A 13,801-nucleotide genomic window follows, 5' to 3' on the forward strand; every position below is an offset into this window, starting at 1 on the left:
GACATGATCGAGCTTTATGAATCCCAGCGGGCGATGCGTCATATGCGCAAGGCTGCGATGCAACGCGGTGTGGTGGCTATTCTGGATGTGGGCAGTTCCAAGATTGCCTGTTTGGTGCTGCGCTTTGACGGTGCCGACCCAACGGTCGGTGGCGAGGTCGGGTCGCTGGCCGGGCAGGCCGGGTTCCGGGTGATCGGGGCGGCGACGACACGCTCGCGCGGGGTGCGCTTTGGCGAGATCGACGTGATGAGCGAAACCGAGCGTGCCATTCGCACAGCAGTGCAGGCGGCGCAGAAGATGGCGCAGGTGCGGGTGGATCATGTGATCGCGTGTTTCTCGGGCGCTGAGCCGCGTTCTTACGGGCTGGCCGGTGAGGTCGATCTGGAAGGCACGGTCGTGACCGAACAGGATATCAGCCGGGTGCTGAGCGCCTGCGATGTGCCCGACTATGGAGCCGGGCGCGAGGTCTTGCATGCCCAGCCGGTGAATTTCGCGCTGGATCATCGCAGCGGGCTGAATGATCCACGCGGGCATATGGGCGCGCGTCTGGCAACGGACATGCATATGGTCACGGTCGGAGCGGCGGCGGTGCAGGATCTGGCGCATTGTGTGCGCCGCTGTGATCTGGAGCTGGCCGGGATTGCCTCGTCTGCCTATGTGTCAGGGGTTGCCGCGTTGGTCGAGGACGAGCAGGAGTTGGGGGCGGCCTGTATTGATATGGGCGGCGGCTCGACGGGTATTTCGATCTTCATGCGCAAGCACATGATCTATTCCGATGCGGTGCGCATGGGTGGCGAGCATGTAACCGGCGATATTTCGATGGGTTTGCAGGTACCGCTTACCCTGGCCGAGCGGATCAAGACGTTCTACGGCGGCGTGGTTGCGACTGGCATGGATGATCGCGAGATGATCGAGTTGGAAAGCGATACCGGCGATTGGGAACATGACCGGCGCAAGGTGAGCCGTGCCGAGTTGATCGGGATCATGCGGCCACGGGTGGAAGAAATCCTGGAAGAAGTGCGTGCGCGACTGGATGCCGCCGGGTTCGAGCATCTTCCCAGCCAGCAGATTGTTCTGACCGGGGGCGGAAGCCAGATTCCGGGGCTTGATGGGCTTGCGTCGAAAATTCTCGGCCAACAGGTTCGGCTGGGGCGGCCTTTGCGCGTCCACGGCTTGCCGCAGGCGGCGACCGGGCCGGGTTTTGCGTCGGCAGTGGGGATGTGTCTGTTTGCCGCGCATCCACAGGATGAATGGTGGGACTTTGAGTTGCCGGTTGATCGCTATCCCGCACGGTCGTTGAAACGGGCGGTTAAGTGGTTCAAGGACAACTGGTAAGGCGGGCGCGCGTCTTGCGCCCGAACAAACCCGAAAAATCGAAAGATTTCGCTGCGTTGCCAGATGACAGCCGCGCGCGACGGTGTTAGGATGTCGTCAGCCATGCAGAAGACATGGTGCCGAGGGTCGAGCAGAGACCCCGATTTGAAGAAATGAAGTGAACCGCGCGAGGCTGTTGCGCGCGGGGCGAATCTCTTGTTGTGCGTAGCTGTGCAAAATCCGCAACATCTGGTCAAATCGGCGAAATACCGCGTGAATGAGGCGAAAATACCCCCATATTTTGTGGTTTAGGCGTGTTTTTTGGGTGACGTTTTGACCTTCATTCGTTAAGAATGGAGGGATAAGGCAGAAAATCCCGCTCACATGCGGGGGTCAGACATCAGGCGGACAGCACCCATGACATTGAACCTCACCATGCCCGGACATGAAGAGTTGAAGCCCCGTATCACCGTTTTCGGCGTGGGCGGCGCTGGCGGTAATGCGGTTAACAACATGATCGCAAAACAGCTCGACGGGGTCGAGTTTGTTGTTGCCAACACAGATGCGCAGGCGCTTCAGCAGAGCCACTCTAGCAGCCGCATTCAAATGGGCATCAAGGTGACCGAAGGTTTGGGTGCCGGGGCCAAGGCGACGATCGGGGCGGCCGCTGCGGAGGAGAGCATCGAGCAGATCGTTGATCACCTCGCGGGCGCACATATGTGCTTTATCACTGCGGGCATGGGCGGGGGCACCGGGACGGGTGCTGCGCCGATCATTGCGCAGGCGGCACGCGAATTGGGTGTTCTGACGGTGGGTGTTGTCACCAAGCCGTTCCAGTTTGAGGGCGCCAAGCGGATGAAGCAGGCCGAGGACGGTGTTGAGGCGCTGCAAAAGGTCGTTGATACGCTGATCATCATTCCTAACCAGAACCTGTTCCGTCTGGCTAATGAAAAAACCACCTTCACCGAGGCGTTCAGCCTGGCCGATGATGTGCTTTATCAAGGTGTGAAGGGTGTGACCGATCTGATGGTGCGCCCCGGCTTGATTAACCTCGACTTTGCCGACGTGCGCGCCGTGATGGATGAAATGGGCAAGGCGATGATGGGCACGGGCGAAGCGACGGGCGAAGATCGCGCGACGCAGGCCGCGGAGAAGGCGATTGCCAACCCGCTTCTGGATGAAATCAGCCTGAAAGGTGCCAAGGGTGTGTTGATCAACATCACCGGCGGGCATGATCTGACGCTGTTTGAGCTGGACGAAGCGGCCAACCGCATCCGCGAAGAAGTGGACGCGGACGCCAACATCATCGTGGGTTCGACGCTCGACACCGATATGGAAGGCGCAATGCGGGTCAGCGTTGTGGCCACCGGCATCGACGCACGCGACGTGAACCTGGATATTCCGGTGCCGCGCCGTTCGCTTGCCCAGCCGCTGAAACAGACGGTTTCTGTAGAAGAAGAAGCGGAAGAGCGGGTGCAGGAAGAGGCCGAACCGATGGTTGCCGCCAGCACCCATGAGCCAGAGCTGTTCAGCGATTTTGACAGCCAGAATGCTGCTGCTGAAGAGCAGATGGACGATATCTTTGCCGATGACACTGCTGCGGAGGAATATGAGGACGAAGACGGTCTTCCGGCCCCGGCATATCGCCCGCAGGTGGCGGCGTTCCAGCCGCAAACAGATGCAATCGATGCCGATCCGGAAGAGTTTGTCGCGCCGACCGCCCCGGCACCGGGAACACCGAGCCCCGATGCCATGGCCCGTCTGAGAGCCGCAGTGCAAAACACACCGGGAGCACGCAGGGTCGAGCAGCAGCCGCAAGCAGCCGCACCGCAACCGCAGGCGCGGCAAGGGCAGGAGGCTGAAAAGCCGCGCTTTGGCATCAATTCGCTTATCAACCGGATGACCGGACATGGCACCGAACAGCAGCCGCAGGCGCGCCAGCAGCCGCAAGTTCAGGCCCAGCCGCGCGTTCAGCAACCGACACAATCGGCCCAGCCGCGGGTGCAGCAAGCGCCCAATCCGGCAGAGGAAGCCGAACAGGAGCGGATTGAAATTCCCGCCTTCCTGCGCCGTCAGGCCAACTGACTGCGGGCGGAAAACTGCCTGTAAGGTGCCTGCGAACGCGAGCACATAATACACAAGAAAGCCCGCCGCTCCTGGTGGGCTTTTCTTGTTTTACAGGGGTTTACGGGGTGACGTGGCGGTAAACCGCCGGGCAAAAGCCAAACATTACAAGGCCGTTGCAAAGCGTGAATTGAGACGCGAGGGGCCATATATTATTGTCTGCGGTAACAGCAGGAGAATTCCTGTGCAGACCGAGGTGCAGAGTGCAGACGACGATCAAATCAGCGGTGGCATTTCAAGGTGTGGGGCTGCATTCCGGCAAACCCGCGCGCTTGGTGATTCACCCGGCCTCGGCTGAGCATGGCATCTGGTTCAAGCGAAGCGATATTCATCTGGGTGACCGGTTGGTTCCGGCGCGCTGGAATGTTGTCAATCAGACGCCGCTTTGCACCCGGATCGAAAATGCGCAGGGTGTCAGTGTTTCCACAATCGAACACGTGATGGCGGCCTTGGCGGGGTGCGGTGTCTATAATGCGCTAATTGAAATTGACGGGCCGGAAGTGCCGATCCTTGATGGCAGTGCAGCGGCGTTTGTGCGTGGGATCCTGTCGCGTGGGATCGTGCAGTTGAACGCGCCGGTGCGGGCAATCGAAATCCTGCAAGCTGTTGAAGTGCGCAACGGCGATGCCTGGGCCCGGCTTGAGCCGAGCGAAACCCTGACGATTGATTTTTCCATCGAGTTTGATGACGCGGCCATCGGGACGCAGCGCAAGGTGCTGAACATGTCCAACGGATCGTTCGTGCGCGAACTCTGCGATAGCCGCACTTTCTGCCGTCAGGCCGATGTCGATGCGATGCGCGCGCAGGGGCTGGCTCTGGGGGGAACGCTGGAAAATGCTGTGGTCGTAGATGGCGAGGAAGTTCTGTCGCCGGGTGGATTGCGCCATAGCGACGAAGCGGTGCGTCACAAGATGCTTGATGCGCTGGGCGATCTGGCGCTGGCTGGGGCGCCGATTATCGGGGCCTATACTGGGCACCGTGCCGGTCATGCACTGACCAATGACCTGTTGCACAAGCTGATGCAGACACCGGGCGCGTTCCGCATGATCGTGTGCGATGCCGAGATTTCGGCGCAGTTGCCGGGGGCCGGGGTGCATCTGGACGAATTGACCGCAGTGGCCTGAGCCAACACAGTTTCGATGAGAGTGACGCGGGATTTCCCGGGGAAATGAAGGACATGGGCAAATAGAAAGCGTCTTTGGGCGTCAAAGACGTTTTGCACCGGAATTTTCTGTGCTAAGGCAGTGTCAAAGAGGGCGGGCAGCCCTGAGTTTGGTCTAACGAAGGGTAAGATCGGGCATGACAGGCGGCGGAATCCGGGCAAGTGTGCTGAGCGCGGCTCTGGCAACAACGGTGCTGTTGTCGGGCTGTGGAGGAACAGCCGACGCGGTGCGCCGTGGCGATGTTCCGATCGAAAGTTTTACAGCCGAACAGATTTATGAACGTGGTGAATACGAACTGAACCGGCGTCAGTCCGGAGAGGCGGCGCATTACTTTGGTGAGGTGGAGCGGCTTTATCCCTATTCTGATTGGGCCAAGCGCAGTCTGATCATGCAGGCCTATGCCTTCCATCAGGACAAGGATTACGAGAATAGCCGCGCCAGTGCGCAGCGCTATATCGAATTTTATCCGACGGATGATGATGCCGCTTATGCGCAATACCTGCTGGCGCTGAGCTATTACGACCAGATTGACGAAGTGGGCCGCGATCAGGGTTTGACCTTTCAGGCGCTTCAGGCGCTTCGCGTTGTAATCGAACGCTATCCCGACAGCGAATATGCCCGTTCGGCAGTTTTGAAATTCGATCTGGCCTTTGACCATCTGGCGGCCAAGGAAATGGAAATCGGGCGCTATTATCTGCGCCGCGATCACTATCCTGCGGCGATCAACCGATTCCGCGTGGTGGTAGAAGACTTCCAGACCACGACCCACACGGCCGAAGCGCTGCATCGGTTGGTTGAGGCCTATCTGTCTCTGGGGCTGACTGACGAGGCGCAAACCGCCGGGGCGATTCTGGGCCATAACTTCCGCGGCACCGAATGGTATGAGGACAGCTACAAACTGTTGACCGGACAGGGGCTTGAGATGAAAGCTTTTGGCGACAACTGGTTGCGGAAGGTCTATCGCCAGATGATCAAGGGGCAGTGGTTGTAGCCTATGGGGGTTGGTGGGCAAATAGCCCACCTTACGAGGCGATCTGATGCTGCGCAGCCTTGAAATACACGACATGTTGATCATTGATCGGTTGGAGCTGGAGTTCCAGCCGGGTCTCAACGTGTTGACCGGGGAGACCGGGGCGGGGAAATCGATACTGCTCGACTCGCTGGGGTTTGTTCTGGGCTGGCGTGGGCGCGCCGAATTGGTGCGTGCGGGCGCCGAACAGGGCGAGGTGATTGCCGAATTCGCGTTGCCGGAAGGTCATGCCGCGCATGGTGTTCTGGAGGAGGCCGGATTACCGGGTGGTTCAGAATTGATCCTGCGACGGGTCAATGGGCGCGACGGGCGCAAGACCGCTTGGGTCAATGATCGGCGCTGTTCGGGTGAAATTCTGCGGCAATTGTCAGATGTGTTGGTGGAATTGCACGGCCAGCATGATGATCGAGGACTGCTTAATCCGCGTGGACATCGCGCGCTTTTGGATAGTTTTGCAGGTGTGGAAGGTGACTTGGAGGCGCTAAGCAAGCTCTGGTCTGAGCGGTCCAAGGCTCTGAAATTGCTTGAGAAGGCCGAAACCGAGCTGGCCAGGATGCGGGCGGAGGAAGATTATCTGCGCCATGCGGTGGACGAGTTGGATGTGCTTGATCCGCAACCGGGAGAGGACGCCGAACTGGACGCGGCGCGCCGTCGGATGCAGGCGGCCGAGCGGACGCGCGAGGATATCACCAAGGCGCTTTCGGCGCTGGTGGCCTCTGATGGCGGAGCCGAGTCGACGACAGGCGATGCGATGCGTTGGCTTGAGCAGGTGACAGGGGATCTGGACGGGTTGCTGGATGCGCCACTTGAGGCGTTGGGGCGGGCGCTGAATGAATTGGCGGAAGCGGGAGACGGTATCTCGCGCGCTCTGGAGGCATTGGATTTCGAGCCACATGCGCTGGAGGCCTGTGAGGAGCGGCTTTTTGCCATTCGCGGGCTGGCGCGTAAGCATGATGTGCAGCCTGATGCATTGGGCGAGTTTGCCGAGGCGTTGCGCGGGCGGCTGGAGGCGCTTGATCAGGGCGATGCGGATTTGGCCGCGCTGAAGAAGGCGGCGAAGGCGGCAGAGGCAGCGTATGAGAATGCGGCGCAGGCGCTTCGTGGGCGGCGCCTGGAGGCGGCGGTAAATCTTGATGCGGCGGTGATGCGTGAGTTGGCGCCGTTGAAAATGGAACGGGCGGTTTTCACCACATTGATGGAGGAGGCGGCGCCCGGCCCCGAGGGGGTCGACACGGTGCAGTTCACCGTGGCCACCAATCCGGGCGCGCCAGCCGGACCGCTGGGCAAGATCGCTTCAGGCGGGGAGTTGAGCCGGTTTCTTCTAGCGCTGAAGGCAAGCTTGTCAGAGCGTAATCCGGGCGCGACGATGATCTTTGATGAAATCGACCGGGGTGTTGGTGGGGCGACGGCAGATGCGGTGGGGCGCAGGCTGGCTGCGTTGGCTGACGGGGCGCAGGTTCTGGTCGTGACCCATTCGCCGCAGGTTGCCGCATTGGCCGGGCATCATTGGCGGGTGGAAAAGCGGGTGTCGGACGGAGTTACGCTCTCGACGGTGGTGCCGCTTGATTCGCAGGCGCGGGTTGATGAAATCGCCAGGATGCTGTCGGGCGATGTCATCACGCAAGAGGCGCGCGCGGCGGCAGAACGGCTGATGGGCTAGGTCCGTTGGCGGGTCGAATGCCGCGCCTTTGGACAAGAAACGTCTCTTCAAACAAGAAACGACCCCGCACCGGATACCGCTAATATAACGCGGCAGGGCCGATGCGGGGCCTGGTTAATTTCCATCCGCTTTCGCGTCCGGTTTATGTCGCACCCCCCGAGGAAAACCCTGTAGATGCCCTTAGAAATATGACCTCTGGCCCGAAGGCGATTGAAATACTATGCGACTCAGAGTGCCATTGTTGCGTCATCCTGTCATACCCCATTTGTGGTAGGGCAGAGATTTTCAGAGAAATTTCTCCATTACATCAATAACATCGCGCCATTTCTTGAAAAAGATCAACTGGCCTGCGTCGTCGTGAACAATGAACTCAACCCAGGGGTAATCCTCTTGAAACTCGTACAGCGTCTCTGACGGGGTCTGCGGATCTTGCAGGCCATTGAAGAAAATAACCGGGCAGCGCCCTTCAATTCGGCGAACCGGGCCGCTCCAGTCGGTGGTTTCCTGCTCGGTTACTTCGGCGGCGAAAGTGGCGTGGGCGGTGTGATCTTTTGATAGGCTGACCTCTGAGCCGACCGCCATGGCCTCGAACACCTCTGGCATGTCGAATGTTTCAACATCAGCGGGGCTGTCGCCATAGACAGCTTGGAGAAATCGGCGCTTGCCCAGCTTTCGGGCGAGGGCGAATCCGGCCTTGACCATGAAGGGTAGCAGATGCGGCGTATAGTGAGCGCCGGCCAGGATAAAGCGATGCCATTTGTGCATCCGCTCGTATTGTTCGGGGCGCGAGATCGGCAGGATGCCTGCACAGGCGATCATTGCGGTGACGCGTTCGGGGTAACGATCATGGAAATGAGCCGAGAAGTAAAAGTCACCCCCCATGCTGAGGAATGGGCAGGCGGCGACACCAAGATGATCGAGCAGGTGGGCGTAGTCTTCAATGATGGTTTTGCTAAGCAGAGTACCACGCGGCAGGGGGGTGGATTGGCCGAAGCCTGGGCGCACCGGGACGATCACCTTGATCTTGCGTCGCAAGGCTTCGCGTTCGGCCGACGCGGGCCAGCGGGTGAGGCCGTAATCCTGTGGGCCGAAAAGGCAGGGACGCCCGGTGGGATCGCCCAGCACGAGATAGTCGAAGCGGCGGCCATCGGGCAGGCTGAGGGTGTGGAATGGGCGGGGCGCCAGCGTTTTGAACCCCTTGCTTTCGCCGGAAATGGGGGCGGCGGTGGCCTGGGTGAAATTGGCGATGTCCATTGTCGAGAGGGTCAAGCGGATGAGCTCGGCCTGACTGCGGGTTTCGGTCTTGGACATTACCGATTTGAGCTGGGCGCGCACGGTGTCGACAGTGCGCCCACGCATCCGTGCGATATCGCTGACACTGTGGCATTCCGAAAGGGCGCGCAGCACTTCTATTTCGGCCTTCGTCAGGTTGAAGCCGGAAGCAAGAAAACTCTCGAACCCGGCGGGCCAGGTCAGCTCGGACGTGACCGAGATGACGAAAGGTGGCTTGTTTTCGGGGCGCAGCAGGCGAAGTTGCATCAGGATCAATCGCGGGTTGCTCTTGAGGCGGGCGCGAAATAGCAGCGGATCGTTGCGGTTTGAATCGAAAAGACGCGTGATCTGTTCTGCCAGCGCCTCGCAATCCTCGGTTTCGAGCGGCAGAGCCGAGAGAGGCGCGCCGGAGGCAAGGCCAAGCGCGCCTGTAGCGGGCGGGTTGACGGCGCCGATCGTGAGATCGCGGCGGATCGTGAAACTGGCGGCGTTGTCAAATTGCGCGACCATGAATTCAGGCGTGCCGTCATCGTGGGCAGCGGTGTTGAGACCGTCGAGCACCTTGGAGGCACGGCGAAAATGGGTTTCGAAATCAATCGCAGTGAGGGCGATGGGTGTGTCGACCCCCTGAGCCCGCCGATAGGGGCTGATCATGTTTTCCCATTGATCGAGCAGTTCTTCATAACGTGCGGGATCAATGGCAACTTCATAGAGGCGGTCAATCACTTCCTGCGCGAGGAGGTTCGGATTGCCTTGGCCCTTCTTCCCGGGTGGGGATTTGACATTCATAATGCAGTGTCGTGGTTTTTGACCCGCCGGTCAAGTTACCGGCGTGGGGTTGCGCGGAGCAAGTGAAGACAAGCGTTAAGTGGTCAGTTTTGCGGCGGTACCAGTTTGCCGGGGTTCATGATATTGTCAGGATCAAGGGCTTGTTTGATGGCCCCCATCACCCCCCAGGCATCGCCATGTTCAAGCGCCATATAGTCGAGCTTGCCAATGCCGATGCCGTGTTCGCCGGTGGCGGTGCCACCCATCGCAAGGCCGCGTTCGACCATGCGGTTAGAGGCGGCTTTGACACGCTTGAGAGCGTCCGGGTCGGCGGGGTCGAACATGATGACCGAGTGAAAATTGCCATCCCCGACATGCCCGAGGATGGGGCCATAGAGCCCGGAATCGGCAAGATCGGCGGCAGTTTCGTTGATCGCATCGGCCAGCCGCGAAATCGGCACGCAGACATCCGTGACCAGAGATTTCCAGCCGGGTCGCGCACCAAAGATCGCATAGGCGCCGTTGTGGCGCATGGTCCAGAGGGCATTGCGATCTTCGGGGCGTGTGGCCCAGTCAAAGCCGTGGCCATTATGGTCGGCAATGATTGCGCCGAAGGTCTCGGCCATCTCCTCGACGCCGGAGGTTGAGCCGTGGAATTCGACCATCAGATGCGGGGCATTTGGCATTTCGGCCCCGGCATAGGCATTGAAAGCGCGCACCGTTTCGGCATCGAGAAGTTCGATCCGGGCCATCGACAGGCCCATCTGGATCGTGTCGATCACGGCGCGCACGGCGTCGTCGACCGTATCGAACGCGCAGATCGCGGCGGTGATCGCTTCGGGCTGACCATGAAGTTTCAGCGTCAGTTCGGTGACTAGGGCAAGGGTGCCTTCGGAGCCGACCAGAAGGGCGGTGAGATCATAGCCGGCGGAGGATTTGCGCGCGCGGCTTCCGGTGCGGATGATGCGACCGTCGGCCAGCACCGCCTCGAACCCCAGAACATTGTCGCGCATGGTGCCATAGCGCACCGCCGTGGTGCCCGAGGCGCGGGTCATTGCCATGCCCCCGAGCGAGGCGTTGGCGCCGGGATCGACCGGGAAGAACAGGCCGGTGGCGCGCAGCTCGTCATTCAGGCCCTCGCGGGTGAGACCGGGCTGCACCGCGACATCCATGTCGCCCTGACGCAGATCGAGCAGTTTGTTCATGCGCGAAAAATCGACCACCACGCCGCCAGAAATCGCCTGAGACTGACCTTCGAGAGAGGTGCCCGTGCCCCAGCCGACCACAGGAACGCGGTGGCGCGCACAGATTTTCACCAGCTCGGAAACCTCAAGCGTCGACTCCGGGTAGGCCACCGCATCGGGCGGCGCCATTGGAAACCAGGTCTCCGAACGGCCATGCTGTTCGAGATCGGGCTTGGAGCGGCTCAATCGTTGGCCTAGTAATGTTGACAAATCGTCTAATGCGTCTTGGATGCGCATCGTTCCCCCCGGTGGATGCCTGTTGCAAACTCTAGGGCAAGCGGCGGGTCTGGGGAAGAGGAGGTGTTTTCATTTTGACTAAAATCCGAGGCAATTGGTCGGCATGAAGCAGACGGTGTGGCTATTTCTGCGACGAAAGGCAGCTTCGGGTTGGGTGCAGCTTGCTAAAGGGTTGGGTGTGCTACGCGAAAAGGGGCCGAGCCAGGTGCAATTCTGGTTCCTGGCTTTGCTTATCGGGATCGCTGCGGGCTTTGCTTCGCTGTTTTTTCGCAAGGGAATCGACGCGCTTCAGGCCTGGGTTTATGGCACGCCGAATGTGAACCGGTTGCACAGCTTTGCCGAGACGTTGCCGTGGTATTGGATTGTTGTGATCCCGGCGGTAGGCGGGCTTGTTGTCGGGCTGATCCTGCATTTCTTTACCGATGATGGCCGGGTTCGCACCGTTTCGGATGTGATCGAGGGGGCTGCAATCTATCAGGGGCGTGTCGAAATGCGCGCCGGTGTTGCTTCGACCTTGTCTTCGCTGATCACGCTGGGCACGGGTGGTTCGACCGGGCGCGAAGGGCCGGTGGTGCATATGGCCAGCCTGATTTCCTCATGGGTGAGCGAGCGGATCCATGCAAACGGGATTACAGGGCGTGATCTTTTGGGCTGTGCCGTGGCGGCGGCGGTTTCAGCCTCGTTCAACGCACCGATTGCCGGCGCGCTGTTTGCGTTGGAGGTGGTGCTGCGGCATTTCGCGGTGCGGGCGTTTGCGCCGATCGTGATTGCCAGCGTTGCGGGCACCGTGATCAACCGGTTGGCTTTTGGCGATGTGACCGAGTTTACTTTGCCCGTTTCCACCGCTCTGGAATTCTACGCGGAGCTACCTGCCTATCTTATTCTCGGGTTGGTCTGTGGGTTGGTCGCTGCGGCGCTGATGCGTGGGATATTTCTGGCCGAGGATTTCGCCAGCGAGGTTCAGGCGTGGGTGCGTTTGCCGAGATGGCTGCGCCCGGCTGTAAGCGGTGTCATGCTGGGCGGTTTGGCGGTGTTTTATCCGCATATCATCGGCGTGGGATATGAGACGACAAGTGCCGCGCTCACTGGTGAGTTGGTGTTGCATGAAGCGGTGGTGTTCACGATTCTCAAGGTTTTGGCTGTGTGCATCACCATGGCGGGCCGTATGGGGGGCGGCATGTTTTCGCCCTCGCTGATGGTGGGGGCGCTGACCGGGTTGGCCTTTGGCCTGATCGCGACCGGGATTTTCCCCGAAGTGTCAGGCTCGCACACGCTTTATGCGCTGGCCGGGATGGGGGCGGTGGCCGCTGCTGTATTGGGCGCGCCGATCTCGACCACGCTGATCGTGTTTGAAATGACGGGGGATTGGCAGACCGGGCTGGCCGTGATGGTCGCGGTCAGCATGTCGACCACCCTGGCGTCGCAATTGGTGGACGGGTCATTCTTCCTCATGCAACTGGAGCGACGACGCGTGCATCTGGCCGCCGGGCCGCAATCCTATCTGTTGGGGATGTTCCGGGTTACCAGTCTGATGAAACCTGTGGATGATGCAGGCATCCCCGACGAAAGCGCGCTGTGGGAGATGGTACAGGCGGGCAACTATGTGGAAGCCAATGCAACGCTGGCGGATGCGATGCCGAAATTCGATCGCACCGGGGCGCCGTTCTTGCCGGTGCTCAACATCACGGGCGAGGAAACGCCGCCCGACCTTTGGGGGGCGTTGGCGCATGTTGATGCTCTGGTGGCCTATAACCGGGCATTGGCGGCGACGGCGGCGGAAGAGCATTCGTAAAGCAGCGTGTAGCCCCTTCGGTTTTCTCAGATGTTTCACGGGCGTTCCATATTGATGCCATGAAGTGTTGGTTGGCTCGGCTGAGCGAAGAAAAATTCAGTGCGTGATATGAGTCGAATTGATGTTGAGGTGGGCCAGTCGAACAGGATCAGGTCAGGTGTGGCGGTTCTGGTTGATGGCGAGAATGTGAATACCGGACCGGCGGCAGAGGTTTTGCGCGGCGTAGGCGGGGCCGAAAAGGCGGCGGTGCGCCGGGTTTACGGAAATGAGCAATTGCTTGGCGCGTGGTGCGAAACGCCTGGATTTCGCATGGTGCATACGCATACGAGCAAGAATTCCGCCGATTTGCGCCTTTGTATCGACGCGGTGCATCTATCGCATGAAGGGGGGATTGGCAGTTTTGTGATCGTTACCTCTGATGGCGATTACAGCCATCTGGCCTATTATCTGCGCGAGCGACATTTACAGGTGATCGGAATCGGAGAAGCCAAGACGCCCGCTGGATTTCGCGCGGCGTGCAGTCGGTTTATCGAATTGAAGAAAGTGGAATCGCCAGCACCCGCTCCAAAGCCGCAGTCGCTTTCCAAGATGGATCAATGGGTGCGGGGTGCGATATTGACCGAAGGGAACAATAACGGGCTTCCTATTAGTCGTTTGAATGCCTTGATACGCGTCGATGGTTTCAGGATCAGCACCACGCCAGACAAAACATGGCGCGCCTACCTGCTGAACAGACCAGCGCTTTATGCCTGTGATCCGAAAGGCCCTAACGCCAGGGTACGTTGGATTGGTGCCAATCCCTAGACCAGCTCCACGGCCACTTCTTCGCTGGGATAAAACGCCAGATGGTCCTTGATCCGCGCCACGTCTTCGTTGGGCGCTTCATAGCTCCAGGCGGCGTTTTCAATGGTTTTCGACTTGGTGATGATCGAGAAATAGCTGGCATCGCCCTTCCATGGGCAATGGCTGGCATGGTCGCTGGTGTCGAGAAAAGCCATGGCGATATCAGCGCGGGGAAAATAGATCACGGGGGGATAATCACCCTCGGTCAGCTCCAGAGCCGCCTTGGTTTCACCCAGAACAGCGCCCCCGGCACGCACAACCCATTTACCCGGCGCGCGGGTGATGGTGATTTTTGGTGCCATAGTCTTCTTCCTTCCCAAGTCGTGGATGCCCATTTCGAGGCGTTACGCGTAT

Annotated in this window: 10 protein-coding genes; 7 read left to right on the forward strand and 3 right to left on the reverse strand. The window is 59.9% G+C overall.

Annotated elements, in window-relative coordinates; all coding sequences use genetic code 11:
- Positions 1-3: 3 nt before the first annotated feature.
- The 5 genes from ftsA (at position 4) to recN (ending at position 7,291) form a co-directional block, all read left to right on the forward strand.
- Complete coding sequence (ftsA, locus tag LZG00_06180; protein ID MCF3593583.1) at positions 4-1,335, forward strand: cell division protein FtsA; 1,332 nt, start codon at positions 4-6, stop codon at positions 1,333-1,335.
- Positions 1,336-1,731: 396 nt separating this feature from the next.
- A complete protein-coding gene (gene ftsZ, locus LZG00_06185) occupies positions 1,732-3,399 on the forward strand; it encodes a cell division protein FtsZ (protein MCF3593584.1) in 1,668 nt (555 codons plus the stop codon).
- Positions 3,400-3,641: 242 nt separating this feature from the next.
- Entirely contained in the window at positions 3,642-4,562 is a 921-nt protein-coding gene (gene lpxC / locus LZG00_06190; GenBank protein MCF3593585.1) for a UDP-3-O-acyl-N-acetylglucosamine deacetylase, read from the forward strand.
- 175 nt (positions 4,563-4,737) lie between these two features.
- Complete coding sequence (locus tag LZG00_06195; GenBank protein ID MCF3593586.1) at positions 4,738-5,592, forward strand: outer membrane protein assembly factor BamD; 855 nt, start codon at positions 4,738-4,740, stop codon at positions 5,590-5,592.
- Positions 5,593-5,638: 46 nt separating this feature from the next.
- Positions 5,639-7,291 (forward strand): DNA repair protein RecN, encoded by a 1,653-nt coding sequence (gene recN, locus LZG00_06200; GenBank protein ID MCF3593587.1) that lies wholly within the window; start codon positions 5,639-5,641, stop codon positions 7,289-7,291.
- 285 nt (positions 7,292-7,576) lie between these two features.
- On the opposite strand, the gene LZG00_06205 is transcribed toward recN, so the two are convergent.
- Entirely contained in the window at positions 7,577-9,352 is a 1,776-nt protein-coding gene (locus LZG00_06205) for a helix-turn-helix transcriptional regulator (GenBank protein ID MCF3593588.1), read from the reverse strand.
- Between the two features lie 83 nt (positions 9,353-9,435).
- A complete protein-coding gene (locus LZG00_06210; GenBank protein MCF3593589.1) occupies positions 9,436-10,812 on the reverse strand; it encodes an FAD-binding protein in 1,377 nt (458 codons plus the stop codon).
- A gap of 103 nt (positions 10,813-10,915) precedes the next feature.
- Here LZG00_06210 and LZG00_06215 point away from each other — a divergent pair, with 103 nt between their 5' ends.
- A complete protein-coding gene (locus tag LZG00_06215; GenBank protein MCF3593590.1) occupies positions 10,916-12,604 on the forward strand; it encodes a chloride channel protein in 1,689 nt (562 codons plus the stop codon).
- Positions 12,605-12,712: 108 nt separating this feature from the next.
- Positions 12,713-13,408: an NYN domain-containing protein gene (locus tag LZG00_06220; protein ID MCF3593591.1), complete on the forward strand. Its 696-nt coding sequence runs from the start codon at positions 12,713-12,715 to the stop codon at positions 13,406-13,408.
- On the opposite strand, the gene LZG00_06225 is transcribed toward LZG00_06220, so the two are convergent.
- A complete protein-coding gene (locus tag LZG00_06225) occupies positions 13,405-13,749 on the reverse strand; it encodes a DUF427 domain-containing protein (GenBank protein ID MCF3593592.1) in 345 nt (114 codons plus the stop codon). The two genes, LZG00_06220 and LZG00_06225, sit on opposite strands and share 4 nt — an antisense overlap.
- Positions 13,750-13,801: the final 52 nt, after the last annotated feature.

This window comes from Rhodobacteraceae bacterium LMO-JJ12 (assembly GCA_021555075.1).
GTDB lineage: Bacteria > Pseudomonadota > Alphaproteobacteria > Rhodobacterales > Rhodobacteraceae > JAKGBX01.